This is a genomic window from Comamonas sp. UBA7840 (assembly GCF_002501455.1).
GTDB lineage: Bacteria > Pseudomonadota > Gammaproteobacteria > Burkholderiales > Burkholderiaceae_C > Comamonas > Comamonas jiangduensis.
Window position 1 is genome coordinate 1 of the sequence record NZ_DLTI01000041.1, and the last position, 21,240, is coordinate 21,240.

Consider the following 21,240-nt stretch of genomic DNA (forward strand, 5'->3'; position numbering starts at 1 on the left):
CTGGATGGAAATCAACACCCTCGGTGCCCAACGAGCTGATGCGCCTGACCCTGCTCGCGCCTGACATCCTCGAACTGCTGATGGCCGGGCGGCAGCCTCGCCGGATGAACCTGATCTGGTTCCAGCGCAACCCGCTGCCGGTGGATTGGGAGGCGCAACGCCAGATCGTGAAGCGCTTTGAGGAGGACGCATGAGCAAGAAGCACCGGGGCCGGTTCAAGGGTGAGCCGGTCACCTATCAACTGCCGAACCCGGCAGGAGGCGTGCAACTGGAAACCTTCGTGCCCTGGACGCTGGTGAAGCGGGGGCTGAAGAAGCAGGTCATCACGCCCTTGGACGCGCCACAGGAATTCCTGTCCGAGGCCACCCGGGAGCGGGAAGCCCGGTCGGCCGCGCAGGACACCGCGTTGATGCGGGCGCTCGGAATGGCGCACCACTGGCAACGCCTTCTGGATGAGCAGCGGGCGGCATCAGTAGCCGAGATCGCCGAGGCCGAAGGCATGGACGTGACACAGGTGCGCCGGGTCATGCGGCTGACGCTCCTGGCCCCGGAGGTCGTGGAACGGCTGGTGGGCTCGCCTGATGCCGTGCTGGAAAAGGTGATGCGCAGACCCTGGCCAAACGGCTGGGGCGACCAGATGCGCGTGCTCGCGCCACCCGGGTGAGCGCGTCGCACCCAGCGCCAGCTTGCCGCCTGCGGGCGGTTTTTTTGCGGCCGCTCGGCACTCGGTCGCCACCGCTACAGGAGTTACCAACCACAACCCACCACCTCTAAACCCGCGCCAGCAAAGGAAATGGCCTCGAGACCGCTCGCGTGGCCACCAGAGAAAACGGAGAACAGAGAGGCGTCGGCGGGGGAAAAAACGCCGACTTCGCAGGGGTGGCGCTCGCGAGGCCAGGCCCGAAAACCGCGCCAACACTGGGGGAAACGGGCGAAAAAAAACCAACCGAGAACGGTTGGTTTTTTGGATAGTGGTGGAGCTGGCGGGAATTGAACCCGCGCATTTCTTATTTATAACAACAGCTTAAATCAATCCGTGTGATTTTGGTGTGAACGCACTAGAAAGAGTCGCACAAGACAGCACCACGTCACACCGCCTGTCTCAATTCAAATCCGCAAATCTCAATTGAACCCTCGTCCGCAGATTCGCTGAACAGCAAAGGATTGCAACTTGCAGCAGCTTACATAGACTTGCTCGCATGCTTGCAGCCGCCCTCCTCTGCCTTGTCGTCGGCATCAGTGACGGCGACACCATCTCTGCCCGCTGCCCTACTCAGGATGCAGCTCACCCCTATCAGCAAATTAAGGTTCGCTTTCAAGGGATTGATGCGCCTGAGCGCAAGCAGCCTTTTGGCAACCGCTCGCGCGAAGCCCTGTCCGAGCTGGTCTACATGAAAGAGGCTGAGCTGCGCTGCAGCAAGATTGACCGGTACAAGCGGCACATTTGCTCAGTGTGGGTTGCACCAGCTTCTGCAGCTGATGGCCCGCGCACTCTGGATGCAGGCCTGGCCATGGTCTCAGTGGGTATGGCATGGTGGTACCGGCACTACGCCAAAGAACAATCACCCCAAGAGAGGGGCCAGTACAAGTTTGCTGAGCAGGAAGCCAAGGCCCGAAAAGTAGGTTTGTGGCGTGATGCTACACCGATCGCACCATGGGACTGGCGCCGAGGTGTGCGCTAGTCAGCGGCTTCTATCGACTAACAGCAGTGATTGCTGCCCGATGAATGCCGCCTATTTGCGTTTGCAGATGTGGAATTGGTGCCGCCAGAGAAAAGCTGCACAGGCATCTCAAAGGCATGGTTTGTTGTTGAGCACAACACCTCTGACCACCATACCCCTAGCGATCTTCAAATCTTAGATCACGTTGCTAGGTAGTTCGGCACTGGCACAACACTGATCCCAAACTGAAGCCTTTTGCACTTACTTAGCACGACTATCTGACATGCCTGCTTCGCAGCTTGCAATGAGGTTCCATATATTTTTTTCATGCTTCCCAGCATGAGAAATGATCACTTCGTTGCTCCTCTATTTGAAGCACCGGACTAATGGTTTTCACTCACCCAGACCCTTAACAAGGGTTTACCAGATGTATCTTTTATAAATTATCAAATCAAATTGCTTGCATTCAAACCACTAAGGCAAAACGATGAAGCAAGCTTTGACAAACTTCAAAAATATTCAAGAAAGTCAAAAAGAAGACTGGGACAAAATCGTTTCGGTTCTCACTCCCTACAAGTACAAGCTACACGAGCGGATCTTGGCTCACCTCATGGAACTGAAAGGTGACTTCGCTGGCTTCCCCGTAGATCGCCTCACCCACTCGCTGCAAACAGCTACTCTGGCTTATGACGATGGCCGTGACACGGAGTACGTGGTTTGCGCACTTCTTCACGACATTGGCGACACGCTGGCCAGCTTCAACCATCCGGAGTACGCCGCCGTACTGCTCAAGCCTTTTGTTTCAGAGCTGAACTACAACATCGTGAAGCACCACGGCATCTTCCAAGCGCATTACTACGGCCATCACATTGGCTTGCAACCCGGAAAGCGTGAAGAGTTCAAGGACGCGGACTTCTACCTGCCCACTATCGAGTTCTGTGAGAAATACGACGCTCCCGCTTTTGACAGCGAAGCGAAGTTTTACCCCTTGGAGTTCTTCGCTCCCATGGTGGAAGAAGTGTTCACACACCCCAAAAAAGCGCTGATGCGCGATGTATTCAAAAAGGAGACCGCGTAATGAAAAAACTCAAAGTCATCTTGGGCTTGGCAACTACTTTGGCCATGACAACTGCATTTGCCCAGGCAGGTGCCGCTTACACATTGACAGTGCCGTTTTCTCCAGGTGGTGCCAGCGATTCTTATGCGCGCATCGTTGGCAAGGAGCTCAGCTCAGAGTTGGGCGTGCCGTTCATCATTGAAAACAAGCCAGGTGCAGGCGGAAGCGTTGCTGCAACAGCGTTTGCTGGACTGCCCAAGAACACCAAGAACCTCTTTTTAGGGACTATCAGCACGCACGCAATCAATCCCTACCTGTACGGCAATCTGAAGTACGACCCGAACAAGGATTTCACACCCGTTGCTATGGTTTTGAGCCTGCCGAACATGCTGGCCGTGAACCCCAAGACACCGGTACACAACGTGAAAGATCTGGTTGAGCTGGGCAAGAAAAAGGCTCTGAGCTTTGGCTCAGCGGGTACTGGTTCTTCAGCACACCTGTCTTCTGAAGTGATGGTGATGTCTAGCGGCATGCAGGCAACCCACATTCCTTACAAAGGTGCAAGTCCTGCGAACACCGATTTGATGGGTGGTCAGATCGACTTCGTTTTTGACAACATCTCTAGCGTTCTGCCCTTGGTGAAAGGTGGCAAACTCCGCGCTTTGGCTGTGACTGATTTGAAGCGTAGCGACTTTGCTCCAGACATCCCAACCATGGACGAATCAGGGTTCAAGGACTATCAGGTCATTTCTTGGTTCGGCTTCTGGCTGCCTAAAGATTCAGATCCGGCTATGGCCAAGGAAATCAACGAGGCGCTTGCTAAGATCTATGCCAAGCCTGAATTCCAGAAGGCTATCAAGCAAGTAGGCGCCGAGCCTGTCCTGAAAACAGGTCAGGATTTCACCTCGTTTGTATTGAGCGAACAAAAACGATGGTCCGCACTGATCAAAAAGCTGGACCTAAAAATCTAACGACTAGGGAAGTGCAGAATGCAAATGACTGAGAGCGTGGAAGCGCTCGACTATACAAACCAAGCATTTGCCATTCTGCGCAACAAAATCACCGCTGGTGATTTCAGGCCAGGCGAAGTGTTGAAGGCAACGGCTCTCGCCCCAAAGCTGGGAGTGAGCCAAACGCCTATTCGTGAAGCGCTAATCCGCCTGGCCGAAAAAGATTACGTAGAGAAGAACGGCTCGCGTTCTTACATGATTAAGCAATTCAACAAGTTGCAATACCTCCAGCTCTCGGAGATACGCGCTGACTTAGAAGTCAGGATCGTTAGGACGCTTCTTAGCGAAGACCGTGATCTTGACTTGCCTTCCCTAGCGGCAATATTCGAAAAGCAGCGCATTGCCATGGACACCGGCAACTATGGACAGGGGCTAATTCTTAATCGAGACTTTCATGGTCACTACTTACGCTGGTCAGGAATTCCCCAAGTCGCTGATTTCGTTGAAAACATTTGCGTTATCGCGGGACCCATCCTGAGCAACCTTAGAGAGCATCGTGTTACCACGGTGATGGACAACCACTTTCACTCTCAATTTTTGAAGGCGCTGAAAGACCGCGATGCCGAGAGAGCTGTAGAAATTATCAAGAACGACATTCTTGAGAATGCAGCCCGCACATGCGCCTTGATGCATGAATAGGATAGGTTGGGTTTTTTCGTGAATACATCACAGAGGTTGTTTAATTAAACACAGCAAGTTCGCTGCCAGATGTCTGAACCAACCGGCTTACCCAAAAAATCTCACGTTCTCGCAATGCTTTTCATAAAAAGCGTCTGAGAGGCGCTGCTCATAAAACAATTTTCCGTCCTAGGGAATCATTCAGGAGCCACCCAACCGTAGCACCCAGAGCCGTTACAAGGCTGCGACTTCTCTCGCTGTAAACTGTATGCATGTACAGCACCATTCCTCAAGCAGACCAGCCTGTGCCTGCAATCGCGTCACCAATGTATCTGCCTCTCGCAGACTGCTCAGTGCGCGCTGGATTTCCATCCCCTGCTGAGGACTTCACAGGCAAGCGCCTCGATCTCTCTGCCATGCTGGTGGAGCATCCGCAGGCAACTTTTGTTTTGCGCGTGGCTGGTACCTCAATGGTGGAGCACGGGATTGGAGACGGCGACATGATTGTTGTGGATCGCTCCATTCAGGCCCGGCACGGACACATAGTTGTCGCTGTGATCGAGGGCGAGTTCACGGTGAAGTCGCTTTACTCGGTCGGCGGCATCGTGCGTCTGAAAGCTGGCAACCCCACCTACCCCGACATCATCCCCAGAGAATGCGAGACCCTGCAAATTTGGGGAGTAGTCACTTCGTGCATAAAACGCTTCACACGGTGATGCCATGTTCGCGCTCATTGACGGCAACAACTTCTACGTCTCTTGTGAGCGCGTATTTAGGCCGTCGCTGCAAGGCCTACCTGTTGTTGTATTAAGCAACAACGATGGCTGCGCCATAGCGCGCAGTGATGAAGCCAAGGCCATGGGCATCAAGATGGGCCAACCGTACTACCAGTTTCGGGATCTGGAGCGAGTAAGCAATCTGGTTTGCCTATCGGCCAATTTTGAGCTCTACGGTGACATGAGCGACCGCATGATGAGCCTGGCTGCAGGCCTTGGTCCCTTGCAAGAGATCTATTCCATTGACGAGAGCTTTATTGGGGATCTTGATGGCATCCCCGACCTGACGCGCAGGGCATGGGCCATACGTGCACGGATTGACAAGTGGATTGGCATCCCGACTTGCATCGGGCTTGCACCAACCAAGACGTTGGCCAAGTTGTGCAACCACGTGGCAAAGGACGCCGAGCGCAAGCCGGGCAGCTACCCGTCCCAGCTGGCCAGAGTCTGTAACTGGACAGAGTTGACGCGAGAGATGCGAATTGACCTGCTGCGTCGCACGCCAGCAGGTGATGTGTGGGGCATCGGCCGCCGAATTGCAGCAAGGCTGGAAGAGCAAGGCATCCTCACTGCACTGGATGTGGCTCGGATGCCGGCCGCCAAGGCACGTGACGAGTGGAGTGTGCTGTTTGAGCGCACAGTGCGCGAGCTGCAAGGCATCAGCTGCATCAGCCTGGATCAAGCCCCCGCTCCCAAGCAGCAGATAGCCTGCACGCGCAGCTTTGGCCATCCCATCACCACATTGCCCCCGCTGATAGAGGCCGTGAGCGAGTTCGCTTCACGTACCGCAGAGAAACTACGCCATGGCAATCAGCGTGCTGGCGCTCTGCAGGTTTTTGTCCACACCTCGCCGTTTAGGCCTGGTCCAAGATTCAATAAATCAGCCACCATCCAGCTGCACCCATCAACCTCGGACACCACCGTGCTGGTTAGCGCAGCTGTATCTGGCCTGCGCCGCATCTATGAGACGGGATTTCAGCTGTCAAAAGCAGGCGTCATGCTGCTGGATCTGTGCTCTGCAACTGAGCAACAGCAAAGCGATCTGCTGTTTGAGGCACTATGCACAAAGCGTGATCACAGCCAACTCATGGAAGCCGTGGATCGCATCAATGCGCGCTATGGCAAAGCCACTGTGCATGTGGCCAGCACAGGACAAACCCAAGAGGATGAGTCAGGCTGGCGAATGAAGCAGGACCGGCGCACGCCAAGGTACACCACCAACCTCAATGAGATCCCGACTGCGCGAGCTTGAGAAAAAACCACGACCTGAAGGACTTTTACGTAATTGCGGCTAACGGCCAGGAACGGGCATTCAGAGGCGACTGCTTTTCGGTTGCGTCGTGAGCCAGATACAGACTATTCCTAAGCATCTGAAATGGTCCCATAGAATCCTCCTATAACAAGGTAACTAGGGGGAAAGGTTATGGCGATTCCGGACTTTCAGTCATTGATGCTTCCTGTGCTCAAGGAGTCTGCTGCCGGTGAGGTGCGTATCTCTGATGTCGTCGCTGTGCTGGGAGACAAGCTGGCTTTGACTGAGGCAGAGCTATCAGAGCTTCTACCTTCGGGAAAGCAGACTACGTTCGCAAACCGCGTGAACTGGGCCAAGAGCTATCTCGGTAAGGCCGGACTGATCAAGCTCACGAAGCGCGCGTACTTCGAGATTAGTGAACGAGGCCGAGCTGTGCTGGCCAATCCGCCACAAACTATCAATATCAAATTTCTCGAATCCTTTCCCGAGTTCAAGGCATTCCGAGAGGCAGCATCTGAGAACCAGACCACGCCGAAATTGGAGCCAACGAACTTAAAGGAACTAGCGCCCGATGAGGTGATCAGATCTGCAAGCGACGAGCTTCAGCAATCACTCAGTGCAGAGCTACTTGCGAAGATCCTCGCTTCTCCCCCAGACTTCTTTGAGCGCCTCGTCGTGCAACTCCTAATCGCCATGGGCTACGGTGGATCAGCCATTGAAGCCGGCAAGGCCCTGGGCAAGAGCGGCGATGGTGGCGTTGACGGCGTCATCGATCAAGATGCATTGGGCTTGGATCGAATCTACGTCCAGGCAAAGCGCTACACGGACAGCAAGGTGTCATCAGGCGAGATACGAGACTTCTTCGGGTCGCTAGATCGGTTCAAAGCAAACAAGGGCCTGTTCGTCACGACGTCGACCTTCTCGCCAGCGGCGAAAGAAACGGCAGACATGCTGAGCAAGCGCATCGTATTGATCGACGGGCTGCTTCTCACCCGGCTGATGATCCGATTCGACATAGGCTGCCGGGTTGAAGAGGTGGTTTACATCAAGAAACTCGACGAGGACTTCTTCGACTGATGCTTCGCCCTCGTCCATCAGAGCGAGCGTCGCGGCCACGCGAGTGAAGGAATGCTGCCTAGTTTTCGCCCAAGGGAAGGAAGGCAAGTGCATTTCGCGTAACCTGCGCAATCTCGGTCAGGGTTTACGTCGGTGACGAATGACTGCTTCGCGGCGAGCTATCCATGAAGTGAAATTCCGCGACGGGTCGAGCAGCGGCAGTCGCAGATCGGCCAGGAACAGCCAAAGACCGTGAGAATCCGATGATGGAATTTTTCAAGACTCTTGGCCTTTTCGTCGCCACTGCATTAGCTGAAATCATCGGCTGCTATCTCCCCTACCTCTGGCTTAAGCAAGACAAGTCGGTATGGATCTTAGTGCCAGCAGCAGCCAGCCTGGCCATCTTCGCTTGGCTCCTAACCTTGCATCCTGCCGCAGCAGGCCGTGTCTATGCCGCCTATGGTGGTGTCTATATCAGCGTAGCCATGGTCTGGTTGCTCGTCGTAGACAAGGTTCGCCCCACCAGCACAGACTGGATTGGGGTTGCGGTGAGTCTGCTGGGTATGGCTATCATCATGTTTGGCCCACGTTCACATGCCTAACTGACTGCAATGGGTCGAGGCTGTGTGAAAACCCTGCTTTGGCGGCGTCTCAAATTTAAAATCGTGGCATCTGTATTGAGGTCGATGCCATATGAAGCGCTTCATCGAGGGTGAATGTCGAGATCAGGTCACGCTGCTGCCAGAGTGCCTGGATGACTTCATTGGTGAAGACAATCCAGTACGTGTCGTAGACGCCTTTGTTGATGAGTTGGACTTACGTGCTCTGGGATTCAACAGGGCTGCACCTGCAAGTACAGGGCGTCCGGCGTATCACCCTGCAGTACTTCTCAAACTTTATATTTACGGATACCTCAACCGCATCCAGTCCAGCCGCAGGCTGGAGCGGGAAGCGCAGCGCAATGTGGAGTTGATGTGGCTGACAGGACGCTTGGCTCCAGACTTTAAAACGATTGCGGACTTCCGCCATCACAACGGAGTTGGCATTCGCAAGGTCTGCAGCCACTTCATTGGTCTTTGCAGGGAGCTCAAGCTCTTTAGCCAGGCCATCGTTGCCATTGATGGAAGCAAATTCAAAGCGGTTAATAACGGCGATAACAACTTCAGCAACGGCAAGATTGAAGGTCGCAAGCGTCAGATCGAGCAAAGCATTCAGCGTTACCTGGATGCCCTAGAAACTGCAGACCGTACGCAGCCTGCTGAGGTCGAGGTTAAAACCAAGCGCTTGAAAGAAAAGATTGAGCTATTGCGCTTGCAGATGCAAAAACTGGAGCAAGTACAAGAGCAACTCAAGCAGCAGCCTGATGGCCAAATATCCACGGTAGATCCTGATTCACGGGTCATGATCTCCAAAGGCCAAGGAGTTGTGGGATACAACGTGCAAGCTGCTGTTGATACGCAAAACCATCTGATCGTGGCCCACGAAGTAACCAACATTGGCAATGACCGTGCGCAGTTGAGCAAGATGGGTAAAGCTGCCAAGCATGAAATGGCAGTAGAAAGCCTGCAGGCACTGGCAGACCGTGGGTACTTCAATGGGCCGGAAATCAAAGCCTGTGAGGATGCGGACATTGAGGCATTTGTGCCCAAGCCGCTGACATCGAATGCCAAGGCGGAGGGCCGCTTCGATAAGTCTGACTTTGTCTATCTACCTGAAACGGATGAATACCGCTGCCCTGCGGGCGAGATTGCGATTTACCGCTGCAACACGGTGGAGCGCAGTGGCCTGAATGTGCGGGTGTATTGGAGCAGTGCCTGCATTGGCTGCCTTCGAAAGAGCGAATGCACCACGAGTCAGAACAGACGCATTCGCCGCTGGGAGCATGAAGATGTACTGGAGCGCATGCAGGAACGGTTGAATACAAAAACCGATGCTATGACCGTGCGCAGGCGCACGGTAGAACATGTGTTTGGGACGCTCAAACACTGGATGGGCTCCACCCACTTCTTGACTAAGACATTGGCACATGTGGGTACTGAAATGAGCCTGCATGTGCTGGCCTACAACTTCAAACGTGTGATGCGCATCTTCGGTGCGCAAAACATGATGCAAGCGGTGCGATCTGTGCCGGCGTAAGCCTTTGTGGCTCAATTTTTAGCTGCAAAGCGGCATGGCTTGGCACCCAAATGCCTTGAGTGCCTCCATGTTCCAAAAAATAGGCGAAGCCATTCAAGACCGACTGTGCAATGGAGTGTCGATAGCTGACTCAGCAAAAATGCGTTTCCACACAGCCTCGGTCGAAAGCCGTCTGCCACTTACGGTATGCAGACGGCCATCGACTCAACCGACAGTTATCACCGACTTTCCTCCTGCGCCATGTCCCGCAACTGCTGGCGCAAGGCCTTGGGCGCGACAGCTGGTACATTCAAAGAAAACACATGGGGGCAAGAGGTTATGAAGCAATCGAAAGCAGCTGTCCTAAAGATCTTCTTGGCTACAGCATTCACGCTTGGTGTTGGTCAGCAGTCCTACGGGCAAGTTTTCAAATGCATTGAAAATGGCCGGAACGTTTACTCCGACAAGCCATGCAGTGGCGAGCGCGCAACTATGCAAAAAGGCGCTGTATCTGTAATGCCCAGCCAAATCATTAACTACGGCTCATCCTCCACAAGCTATCAAAACGATTACTCAGGAAACGACGTTTCGGTAAATAGAAGTGGTGGCACAGCTTTTTCGCGATCCCCTTCAAACCCGGCAGGGCGAAAAACAATCTCCACACTTTTACCCAACGGCGGGAGTATTGATGACCGGAAGAAGCGAAGCACCCAGAGGCGAGCGTCACCTCCGCCTCCGCCATCTGTTATGACGCACTGCGCAGGCGGCTTCTGCTACGACAACCAAGGCGGCACTTATCACGGCCACGGCCCAGGCTCTGTCACTATGACAAGCCCCTCCGGCGGCACATGTGTTCGTGTAGGCGACATGGTTCACTGCAATTAAGCAATTGCCACCACAAAGTCAGCCAATGCCTCATACCCTGATTGCCTTAGCACTTCTGCCAACTACCTCCTTTGCCAGTTGGCAAGCTGACTTGGAATATGGCCAGGGCGATGCGCTGGGAATAGTCCTGTTCTTCTACGCTTTCTTGGTGTACGTCATCGTGCGCGACGGCTTCAAGGAAAGTCGAGGCAAGGGCTGGCGGTGCCTGCTCACTTGCCTCTTTGTGGGATACCTGATCTTTTCCTATTCGTGGGCGCTATCCATTGCTTGCCTCGTATTCTTCGTCAGCTTCCTTCAGTTTTGCTGGGAAAAGATGCGCTAGCACCCATCACACGCTGGGCAATGGTATGCCTGCGCTGCTCAATTTGCACCAAGCGCTCGCGTTTGACACTGCCGCTCAGACTGGGGTCGGCCTCAATGCGCTTGGCCTGCTGGTTGAGTTGGGCCAGCAGCTTGGTGGCCGTTGCCACTGATGCGCGGCTGCGAATCTTGTCGCCATCGCTGTCCATGATGTCTGCCGCAGCCTCTTTGTCGCCCGATGCCAATGCGTCACGGTAAGAGGCATAGGCCTGCTCAACCTGCCGCGACTGCTCATACATCGCTGTCACGTAGCGGCTACCCCCCGTTGGCAAGCTCTCCACAAAGTTGCCCACCAGGATTACATCCTTGAGACGCATGTCAGGTCGATCGCCTCGGTCTGCCAGCGCGCGCAGCGGGTAGTCGGTCGCGGTGGTTGCCGCCGCAGCCATCCAAGAGAAGTAGCCACGCAGCAAGTGGTCAACCTGCTTGGGGCTTAGTCCCGTGTACTCACCCTTCACCAACTGCGCAGGGTCTGGCAATCCGAGCTGTCCCAAGAAGCGCGCCACCTCGGAAGTGCGCTCGCTGTAGCGGTCTTCAGGGCGCAAGCGCTGGTCCGCTTGGCTCTCGATGGCGCGGCCCGTGAAGCTGTCCTTGTTGGCATAAATGTCCAGCAACGGCTTGAACGCTTGGGGCACCGGGTCAAACGCAAAGGTCTGGCTGACCATGTGGCTGATACGCCCCATAAACCGCTTGCTATCCATCTCCTCGCTGAACATGGCCTCTGCTGTGCGCTCGGCCAGCGTGCCAATCGCCCCTACCTCGAAAGGCTTGGGAATGCGATAGGCAGTCTCGCCAATCTTGAACCACCAGTAGCTGTCGCGGTCCCAGTCCTCACGGCGCTTCCAATCTTCATCATCGGCGTAGGCTGCCATGAGTCCCAGCGAAGCCACGCTCACTGCCATGGCTACCGTGGCAAAGCGGCGCGGGTCTTCCTTGGCTGCGCGGCCCAACTTGTACAGCCCCTGCAATCTGGCATTCAAGAACGGCACCGATTGCGTCAGGAATCGCACCACGGGAGCACTGCCGCCCATGGAGAAGTCCATCAGGTCGCGCGCCATGAAAGAAGCCTCTGCGTGGCTGTGTCCCTTGGCGATCAGACGGTCATACAGCGCTGTACGGTTGATGTTTTCCGTGCGGTCGCCAAACTCGTCATAGACCGCATACAGCGCCTTCACTTGGCCCCATAGCTTCTGGGCGCCATTCTGGTCCAACACCACCCCAGAGAGCTTGGCCACCTGCTTGCGTGCGCGGTCAGTCTGCTCTTGGGTGCCGAATTTAATCACCCCGCCAGAGGCCAGCATTGAGGCATAGACCTGAGAATCACGCGCCGTCAGCTTCCAGCCCTTGGCGACGTTGGCTGCCGGGTTGTAGCTCAGATCCGCCATGGCCATCGAGGACACCACATCACGGATCAGGTTGCGCACCTTGAAGGTGGGGTTCACCGTTACCCCCAGCGTAAGCCACTGCTTAGCCTTGGCCAGCGGTTTCATCAGAGGGCTGGCCTGGTAGTTCAGTGCGCTGATCGCTTCCAGCAAGTACGGATCCTCCACCATCCAATGCTCGGTCATGCCGTCGCGCATCACCTTGGCAGCGCCCTTGGTGTCGCTTGGCACCTTGTAGGCCACCGCCATTTTGTCGGCTGCGTCCATGGTGGCCAGCGCAGCGCGGTTGCGCGCTGATGCTGCGTACAGGTTGCCCCAGTTCAGCAGCATGTTCTGCAGCAGATCGGCATTAAGCTGCTCAGTGCCACCCTTGAGTTTCTTCCAAGCCTTCTGATTGGTCAGCCCCTTGGAAAAACTCGGCCCCTGCAAGCCGCCCTCTTCTTCCATGAGGCGGTAAAACGGCACATAGGGCTGGTCTTTCATCAGATCGTAGGCGTCCTGGTCAATCAACCCCGACTCCTTGGCCATGCGCAGCACGCTCTCATTGAAGCTATTGAGCTGCATCAGCGCCTTGGCATAGGCCTGCTTGCGGCTGGAGCCGTCCTGCATCTGGCCATCGTTCAAGGTCTTGAGGCTGGTAATGTCCTGCTCGGAGAACAAGTTTTCCTTGCCCTGGGCCTTGAGGCTTTGGGCACGCTGGGCGGCTACCCACATCAAGAAGCGGTCATGCTCACCCTTGAGATCGGCCAGCACATTGGCAAATCCGCCGTCCTTCATATCCACATCCGGCACACCATCGCGCAGGAACGGGCGGCCATACAGCAACGCTGCTTCCAGCGTGCCGTCACTGCCCTTGGACATGCGCGCCAGCATGTACGCCTGCTGATCCAGCTGGGCAATGGGTGCAAACTGGTCCACCAAGGCTTGTTTCATGCGCAGGCCCAAGTTGGCCTTGAGCCGGTCAAAGCGCTCGCGCAGCGTGGGAACTTTGTCATACCCGGCCACGGCCAGGTAGGCACGCTCCTGGTCGGGCGTCAGGCTGCCCATGCTGGAGCGGATGGCGTCGGCGGGCTGGCTGCGGCTGTAACGAATATCCGGGTTCGCTGGGTCGTAATTGCCGTTGTTGCCTGTGGTGGACTTCACTTGAGTGGGTTCAAACGCCACTAACTCGATGACCCCGCCACCCAGATCCAGAACCACACCATCGTGGCCCAGTGCTTTTACACGCTCGGTCAATGCTTTGGCTGCCACCGTACCGCTATTGCGTGTGGCGATTTTCTCGGCGGCTGTAGCCACATACGGATTGCGCACGTTGGCATACAGCGGCATCACATTGGAGCCATGGGGGCCACGCTTGGCGCGCGAGTACGCGAAAGCAGTGTCTGGATCGTTGGTGAGGTAAACGCCATCACCCAGCCACCCGTGGTCCTTGCGATTAGGGTGATTCAGGTTGAAGGCGGTAATGTCGTCGCGTGTGCCGTGGTACAGCCGAAGCGGCGTTCCACCCGCTCCCGTAGGTCCGCTGGCCCCATCAAACGTCGCGGCTCCCCCAATGTGACGAACTTCATCATTTCCGCGATCAACAGTCGCGTCCACATTTTCCGATCCTCGTAAGGCTCGAACACGGTCTGCTCTGTCTCTGGAGTCCAGCGCGGCGTTGGGAGTGGAATCTGTTTGAGAGGCTTCATGCCCTGCATTCTGCCAGTCGCCATACCACTGTTTAAAGGCCTCCGTTTGCTCGGATGGCGCCCGAGAAAAGCGCACCGCTTCCATGCTCGGCGCAGCAATCTCCGTGCCGTTGTAGACCACAATGGTCTTGGACTTGCTGACATCGGCCGTTTCCCAAGGCGACATCGCCTTGCGCTGCTCGTCGGTCATGCCCTGGCGTGCCTGCGTATTGCGGGCCTCAATCTCTCCAGCGATGGACTGGTAAATGTCGTAGGCGCCCGAGAAGTCGTGAGCCTCTTTGAGGCTTTGTGCGTTCGCTGCCTCGCGCTTGAGGCCATGCAGTGGCTGGAGCTTGGCGCGAGCGCGATCCGAAGCCCGGCGCAGTGAGGCCACCAGCGATGTCATCGTCCGTGCATCACTGCGGAACTGTTGCAGAACCTCGGTATTAATGGAGCTTTGCAGCAGCTGCGCCCCACGGTAGGCGAAGTCACGCAAAAAGGCGTTGCGCTTGGGCAAGTTGCTGGGCTTAGGGATGCTCCAAAAGTCCCGCTGCAGCTGGATAGCATCGGGGTGATCTCGCAAATGCTCCGAGTAGAGCCACTGCATTTCATTGCGGATCAAGCGCATCACGCCAGAAGGCGATTCGCGGTTAGCGTAGGCCATCAGACGCTGAGCTGATTCATACATCAGCGCCTGGCGGGCAAGTTGCTCGGCCGCATTGGCTTCGTTGACCAATTGCTGGTTGTTGCTGACCCAACCATCCACCACCTCCTTGGCTGCCTTGGGCAACTCGTTGAGGGCGAGGCGCACGTTCTCAATGAACTCTGGCGACAGGCTGCCACCGGTTGCAAAACCCTCACGATGCTGGATCGCATGCTGCAACTCGTGCAGCAAGGTGGACAGCATCTGCTTGGGGTCGTTGCTGATCTTGATGGCAATCCGGTCAGTACCAGGGTAGTAGCCTCCGCGGAATTCGTAAGCCTTGGCAAACGAGACCGGCAGGCTGCGCAGGCTGGGGTATGCCGCAAACAGCTTGTCGTGGCTGATTACCTCCCACAAAGCACGCACATCGCCATCTAGCACGCGGTCAATGCTGAAATCCCATGGAGCATCACCACTACGGAATGCAGCCTCATGGTCGCTGATTTCAAAGCGCCACTTGTCATCTACCCCCTGGTGCCAGCCAGTTTCTCGGCGCACGCGCTCGGCGTTGTCGCCAGCGGCAATGCGGCGCTGGGCTTCTTGCAGGTTGCCAAGGTCGGCAGTAGCGGCGCCTTGGCCGGCAAAGCTAAAACGGGCTTGAGCGACATCGTTGCCCCAGGTATCGCTGCGCTCCACCCAACCACGGGCTGGCAGCAGGTAGCCCTGCACGATGTCGGCATCCGTCAGCTCCAGCGCTTTGAAGCCGGGAACGTGGGTGCGCAGGAAGTTGCGGATCGCGGCAATGGCACGTTGCACCAGGCCCAAGTCCGGGCGACCTTGCGCCAGCTCGGCCAAGACCTCTTCCGAGGCATAGCGCACATGCTCGGGGTTGCCCATGTCTAGGCCGTATTCGGCGGCCTTGGCAGCCACATCCTTGGGACGCAGTTTGGCGACTTGATCCAGCACGCGGTCCAAGTCTTTACCAAAGTGCCCGCGCAGCCCGTGGTGGCCCAGCACCTCGTGGTACAGAACACGGGCAGCATCCGCGGACGTGGGCAATGCACTGGCCACCAAGTACACCTGCCCCTGATACCAGAAGCCTTCGGGCTCGCCCGTAGCGCCTTGTGAGCGCTGGGCTGCATCTTCCTTGCGTACAGCTTCAGGCACGCGCTGGTCATTCATGCTGTCCACCACCGTGATGCGGGGGCTCTGGCCCCAGCTCTTGGTCAAGCTGCCGACCGTGCGCTGCACCATGGCGCGGCGCATCTTGACGGCCGTGGTGTTGGAGACAGCCGGGCGCTCTGTCCGGCTGAACATGGCCACGCCCTTGTCCGTCTCCTTGGTTTCCACCGTGTTGAAGAAATGGTCGAAGGCGGCGCGGATGGCTGGCACCTCGCCGGCCTTGGCATAGGGGTAGCTGCCTTCCAGCCGCATCCCCAGGGCGGCCTGCGCCTCCCAGAATTGCTCGTCCACCACGTTGGCCAGGTAATCGTTGCTGGCGTTCTGGTCTTCCAGCTTGGCGATCAGGTAGCTCTCGAAGGCGCGGGCGCTCAGTTCGGGGTCAGTGCCCCAGTATTCCTTGGTACGCCGGGCATCCAGCACCGCGGCGCGGGCACGCAAACTGGTATTGTTGATGGCTTTGATGACCTCGGCAAACGCTTGGACCATCTCCGGCCGAACATTCGCATTCGGGGCAAACGTCTTGGCTGGGCCACGGGAGAGCACGCTTACATCGCTGGCTTCCGTCAACATGCCATCGGCCTGGCCGCGCATACGGGCAAAGTAGTTGTCCACGGCATGCCACCACTCATGGCCCAGGCTGCCGGCGCCCGACTTCTTGGTGAGGTTGATCACCACCTTGCCTCGCTCGTAATGGGCAGCCGCTGGATTCTTGCCGCCAGATCCCCGGGCGCCAAAGGCCAGGCCCAGCTCGCCATTCAGGGAAATGGCCTTGGGTGGCAGCTGCAAGACTGCCGCCATGTCCATGAGCGCGTCGAACGCATCGTTGAGATCCTGCTGGCGGCGACCCTGCTCCACCCAGTTGCCAAACTCCATGCCACGAAAGCCAAAGGCCTCGCGGAACTGCTCGGGCGTCACATCCAGGCCTTGGCGCATGTCCTGGCCGACGCGTGGGCGGTTGATGTCGGCGCGCTCCGCTGGAGTTTCTTTGTACTTCTCCAGCTTGCTGGTCAGCTCGTCCAAGTGCTGGTCCCGGTACTCACGGGCTTCGCGCACGGTCTTGAATGGGCCTGCCAGTTCGGCGTAGTTGCGACCGATCTTCTTGCCCACATAAATGTCACCTGTGCGGCGCATGGACCAAATATCAAAGCTGGGCACATTGGCCTTGGCTTCTTGTTTGGCCTGGTTGGAATGCAACTTCTTGAACGCCTCCAGCGCCTGCTCTTTGGTGTCGCCAGTGGCCAGCTCACGGGGCCAGTTGCCAAAGGTGCTGCTCTTGGCATCCTGCTCCACAGCCCATAGCGTGACGTTGGGCTTGCCTTTGTAGAGCGTGTAGAAGTGCTCGGCAAAGCTGATGCCCTCCAGGCTCTGGCCATGGCCCACCGCCTCATACAGCTGCGCCCGGCCTACGATGCCGCGCAGATCCCGGCTCCCCGCTTTCAGTAGTTCAGTGCGCAGCTTCTGGTGCGGCAGTTGGCCGTCCATCATCTCCAGCGCAAAGGCACGCAGCTCTTTGACCTGCTCGGCCCAGCGTTTGACCTTGTAGCTCTGGCGGGGTTTGGTAGGGATGGCATCGCGCAGTGAGCGCACCATGGCTACCGTGCTGGCATCGTGGCCTGCTTCAATCAGTTTCTGATAATCCGGCTGTGGCCAGACCTTGGACAGCGGTTGAGCGGCGATGGCCTCGTCCGGCACGGCGCCCATGTCATCGCGAAACCCGGTCCACACATCCTTGCGGGCCCCGCCAATCTTTTCGCCTACATCCTCAATACGGTTGGCGGGTTTGGCTGCACGCACTGTCTGTGCTACGGTTTCGGCCTGGTCGTCGTTCGCTGCATTCCCGGCGTCGATTTCATCCAGCATGTCGCTGGTAGACATGTCGCCGATAGGCTTGGTCAGAAGGCGTCGGGCAATCTCTTTGCCTACGGGTGTCAGCGTGTGCTTGTACTTGGCATCTCCTTCGTTGAGCAGGTCCGCCTCCACCAAGGCATCAATGCCAGACATGCCGCGGGCATCCAGCACCCACGCCGCATCGCTAGTGTCGATGCTGTACTGGTTAGCATCTACCAACTCTGCGAAGTCGCGCACTGCGGCATCAGGAACACCCTGGTACTGAGGTAAGTCCGTTTTCTTGCCGGCCTCTACAAGTTTGGCTGCACGCTCTCCAGCCAAGAAAGCCTTGACGCGCTGCTTGAGGGCGTCTTGCTTCATGCCAACACGCAAGCCCTTAATGCCTAAAGCCTTGGCGCGATCAAAGTAGCCGTCCTTGCCTGCTGCGGTTTCTTGCTTTGGCGCGGCCTTGGCTTGGGCTTTGGCTAGCTCTTGTGGCGCATCAAAAATGCTTGCCTGCCCCGACAGACTAGCCATGGGGTCTTGGCCCAGTTGGAAATTCTCGGCGCTGGCTGCTTGGCGGGCTGAAATTTCCTTGCGCTCACGCTCGGTCTTTTCCTTGGCAGCGGCTTCGCGCTCGGCCTTGGCTGCTTCAGCCTCAGCCTTTTCCTGCGCCTCTTGGCGCTGCTTTAGCTCTGCTTGGGTGTAGCTTTGGAGCGCATCGCCTTGGCTTGCTCCAGTACGCGCTTGCGCGCCTCGGGTGTCAGCTTCGACAGCTCGACCAGTGCGTTGGCCACCTTCTGGCGCGACTCCTTGCTTTTGGGTAATTGCATCTTGGATTTCCTGTTCGGTGAAGCCAAGGGCGCGCATGGCGTCCTCGGTGGACATGTTACTACCAGCGTCCAGATCTGGAACACCTGCCTCTAGCGCCGCGAATTCTTCGTCGGTCATGCCCGCGTACTTTTGCGCAAGCACTGCATCATATTCAGCAGCCTCGGCATCCTGCGCGGCACGGTCAGTCTCGTAGTCCTCGCGGGCAAATTCTGCTTGACGTGCCGCCATAGCCTCGAACTCTGACTCGGCAGCGCTCTCGGTATACATGGGGGCCACGCGCTCGCCACGGCGCACGGCACGATCGATGAATTCGTACAGATCCGACTCGGTGGCTCCTTCAGGCAAGAAGCCTTCCTCGACCGCGTTTTGTACCAGTGTGTCCAGCGGCTTGCCGCTCTTGCGGAACATCGGGCCATAGCCGGGCACCAGCGTGCCGCGAATCTCCTGCAGGCCGGGGGCAAACTCGCTGCGGGAATCCAAATTCACCCCGTGCTTGGCCAAGAAGGCGCGCATGGGGTTGGCGGCATAGGAGCGGCTGCGGGCGTGGTCACCAGCGGAACGCTTGCGTTCTACGGGGGTGGCTTGCGCAGGCGCAGCTTGGCCAGCGCCTTCTGCAGGCGCAGCTTGGCCAGCGCCTTCTGCAGGCGCAGCTTGGCCAGCGCCTTCTGCAGGCGCTGCGCCTTGCGCTTGAGGCAGCGCGCCTGTCTGCTGGGCTTGAGTGGCTTCAATGGCATTGGCTACCCCTGTTGGCTGGGGTAAGGCAGGCTCAGGCGCTTGGCTTTGCGTTGGGCTCGGCGCAGCTGCTTGCGGTGCATTGTCGATAGGCGCGGTGGTGCCATTGGACTTTCCTTGCTGGGTGGTGGTTGACTGGGCAGCAGCACGGCGCTCGGGGATCAGCGACTCCATGGAGCTGTTGTCGGCTGCGGCATCTGTGGGTGAGGCTTGCGGCACGCGATCTGCAGGCAGCGGAGCAGGCTGGTTAAGGCCTTCAAAAGCGGTTCGTGCGTCAGCCAATCGGCGAATGCGAGCGATTTCTGGCGAAGTTAGCTGCTGCTCGCCAATCGTGCGCAGCCCCTGGTTCACGTGCTGGATCACGCGCAAGGTGTTGGGAGCGCCATCATCGAATGCATTGCGCACGCCACTGGCCACACGGCCGGCGCGCAGGCGGGCGTTCGTTTCTGCGGTCAGGTCAGCAGGTGCCGCTTCCACTCCGGGGTCGCCATCAGCTTGCGCCTGGCTGACGGACTCGCCTACGTTCAGGGACAGCCATGCATCCTCTACCGCCTGTCTGGCAGCTTGCACCTGCGCAGCATCCGTGTATTGCGTGCCTTGGCGCACCTGCTGCTGAACCTGATCCACTGGGTTGGCAGCATCTCTATTGCCTTGGGCGCTGCGCTCATACCACTCGGCCAATTGAATCAGCGAAGATGGTTGCGCTTGGGGCTGCTGCTCAAAGTCAATCCCGCCTTCATATTGCGGCTGGGCGTCCACCAATCCCAACGGCTGCGCTGGCGCCTGCCCTGTGGACGGATCAAACCCGCGCACTATGGGGCGCATGGCGATGCGATCTTCTTCTGGAATGTCCATGCTGGGCGCCTGCGGCATGGGGTTGGCATCCAGCAACTGCTGCAGCTCATTGGCACGAAAGCGCTTCACACCCTCTGGCGTGCGCTCATCCGCAATCTCACGTAGCAATTGATCGGCTTGGTCGCGGGCCTGCTGTGGCAAAGACTCCAGGCGCTCAGCCATGCTGGGGACCATGGGTGCCTGGGGTTGCTCTACAGGCTGCAGGCTCAGGCCATTGTCTGGTGCAACTTCTTGCTGCGGCTGCCCACTGGCAGCGGCATCTACCGCAGCAGCAGCCACCTTGGACAACGGACCATTGCTCGGGTCCAGTCCTAAATCTTCGCTGGGCTTGCGTACTGGCACCTGTGAATCGCGAGTCAGTAGCGAAGTACCTGCACCCGTGGCGGCGCCCAGCACGCCGCCCATGGTGGCAGCACCGGCCACGCCCTTCATGGGGTCAAGGTCTGGATTGAACGGTACAGCCGCGCGTTGGCCCTCGTACTGGGTCACGCCTTCTTCCAGCGCTTCCTGTGCGCCTTCAACAGCGCCAGTCTTAAAGGCACGGGCCACCAAACCGCCGCCAAAGCCCTTGGCGCCTGCCACCAGTCGCTCAGCGCCCACCAAGCCGCCAGCAGCACCAATGGCGGCGGGTAGCACGCTGGCACCACGGGCAGCCGCTACGGCTTGCTCGTCAGTGGCACCACCTTCACGGGACAAGTCATAGGCTGTGCCCGCAGCATCGCCCCCAGCGCCTGCGGCACCCACACCAGCACCAGCGGCCAATCCAGCGCGGGTGGTGTTCTTGGCTCCCAAGCCCAAGGCACGCGCCCCCACCGCTGCCCCCTTGATGGCAAGGCCTGGGGCAGCAAATGAACCAGCTGCCTGCGCTGCAGCCAGCAAAGGATTGCGCGCCACATACCCAAGGGTGGCACCCACCTCGTCGCCCATGCCCTGGGAGTCTTGCATCTCCTGGCTGAACCGCGCCTTTTCCGCCTTGACCACATCGGACTGCTTGGCCTCGCCAGCTTCAATGATGTTTTTATCGATCCACTTTGAGGCAGCATTGCCAGGGCGCACAAAGTTAGCGACCGCTGATGCAGTGCCTGCTGCGGCGTTAGCGGTCTCAATCACCGCATCGTTGATGGCCCCGACGATCGAGCGCCGAGGTGCAGGCGGCGTTAGCGCCCCGCCATCCCAATCTGTTTCTGCTGCAGTAGCGGCGCTCGATGGTGGGGATAGAACGCCTTTATCCCAGTCGGTGTTTTGTGCCATGAAGGCACTTTGCCCACCCAGTCACAAACGGTCGAACCTTGGCCGGGGTACAAAAAAACCGCCAAAGCGGTCACTGT

The 21,240-nt window shown here is 57.7% G+C and carries 12 protein-coding genes and 1 pseudogene; 12 read left to right on the forward strand and 1 reads right to left on the reverse strand.

Features of this window, described 5'->3' with window-relative positions; translation table 11 throughout:
• The 12 genes and pseudogenes from B3R00_RS14720 to B3R00_RS14775 form a co-directional block, all read left to right on the forward strand.
• Positions 1–194 (forward strand): annotated as a pseudogene (locus tag B3R00_RS14720) (site-specific recombinase resolvase); the annotation flags it as partial.
• Positions 191–664 carry a hypothetical protein gene (locus B3R00_RS14725; RefSeq protein ID WP_286999642.1) on the forward strand — a complete coding sequence of 158 codons (474 nt, stop codon included), beginning with the start codon at positions 191–193 and terminating at the stop codon, positions 662–664. The pseudogene B3R00_RS14720 and the gene B3R00_RS14725, both read left to right, overlap by 4 nt.
• Positions 665–1,199: 535 nt before the next feature.
• Positions 1,200–1,682, forward strand: coding sequence for a thermonuclease family protein (locus tag B3R00_RS14730; RefSeq protein WP_284214924.1), 483 nt, complete (start codon positions 1,200–1,202; stop codon positions 1,680–1,682).
• 589 nt (positions 1,683–2,271) lie between these two features.
• Positions 2,272–2,739: an HD domain-containing protein gene (locus B3R00_RS14735; protein WP_257469244.1), complete on the forward strand. Its 468-nt coding sequence runs from the start codon at positions 2,272–2,274 to the stop codon at positions 2,737–2,739.
• Entirely contained in the window at positions 2,739–3,689 is a 951-nt protein-coding gene (locus B3R00_RS14740) for a Bug family tripartite tricarboxylate transporter substrate binding protein (protein WP_286999643.1), read from the forward strand. Before B3R00_RS14735 ends, B3R00_RS14740 begins: the two co-directional genes overlap by 1 nt.
• Before the next feature lie 18 nt (positions 3,690–3,707).
• Positions 3,708–4,367, forward strand: a complete 660-nt coding sequence (locus B3R00_RS14745) for a GntR family transcriptional regulator (protein WP_284214922.1) — start codon at positions 3,708–3,710, stop codon at positions 4,365–4,367.
• 251 nt (positions 4,368–4,618) lie between these two features.
• Positions 4,619–5,062, forward strand: coding sequence for a LexA family protein (locus B3R00_RS14750; RefSeq protein WP_284214921.1), 444 nt, complete (start codon positions 4,619–4,621; stop codon positions 5,060–5,062).
• A gap of 4 nt (positions 5,063–5,066) precedes the next feature.
• Positions 5,067–6,374 carry a Y-family DNA polymerase gene (locus tag B3R00_RS14755; protein ID WP_286999644.1) on the forward strand — a complete coding sequence of 436 codons (1,308 nt, stop codon included), beginning with the start codon at positions 5,067–5,069 and terminating at the stop codon, positions 6,372–6,374.
• Positions 6,375–6,545: 171 nt separating this feature from the next.
• The gene (locus tag B3R00_RS14760; RefSeq protein WP_286999645.1) at positions 6,546–7,451 is read left to right on the forward strand and encodes a restriction endonuclease; all 906 of its coding nucleotides are present in this window, start codon (positions 6,546–6,548) and stop codon (positions 7,449–7,451) included.
• A gap of 245 nt (positions 7,452–7,696) precedes the next feature.
• The gene (locus B3R00_RS14765) at positions 7,697–8,032 is read left to right on the forward strand and encodes a YnfA family protein (RefSeq protein WP_286999646.1); all 336 of its coding nucleotides are present in this window, start codon (positions 7,697–7,699) and stop codon (positions 8,030–8,032) included.
• A gap of 91 nt (positions 8,033–8,123) precedes the next feature.
• A complete protein-coding gene (locus tag B3R00_RS14770) occupies positions 8,124–9,566 on the forward strand; it encodes an IS1182 family transposase (protein ID WP_286999647.1) in 1,443 nt (480 codons plus the stop codon).
• Between the two features lie 889 nt (positions 9,567–10,455).
• Positions 10,456–10,752 (forward strand): hypothetical protein, encoded by a 297-nt coding sequence (locus B3R00_RS14775; protein WP_286999648.1) that lies wholly within the window; start codon positions 10,456–10,458, stop codon positions 10,750–10,752.
• On the opposite strand, the gene B3R00_RS14780 is transcribed toward B3R00_RS14775, so the two are convergent.
• Positions 10,715–21,163: an LPD5 domain-containing protein gene (locus B3R00_RS14780; protein ID WP_286999649.1), complete on the reverse strand. Its 10,449-nt coding sequence runs from the start codon at positions 21,161–21,163 to the stop codon at positions 10,715–10,717. The two genes, B3R00_RS14775 and B3R00_RS14780, sit on opposite strands and share 38 nt — an antisense overlap.
• Positions 21,164–21,240 lie beyond the last annotated feature (77 nt).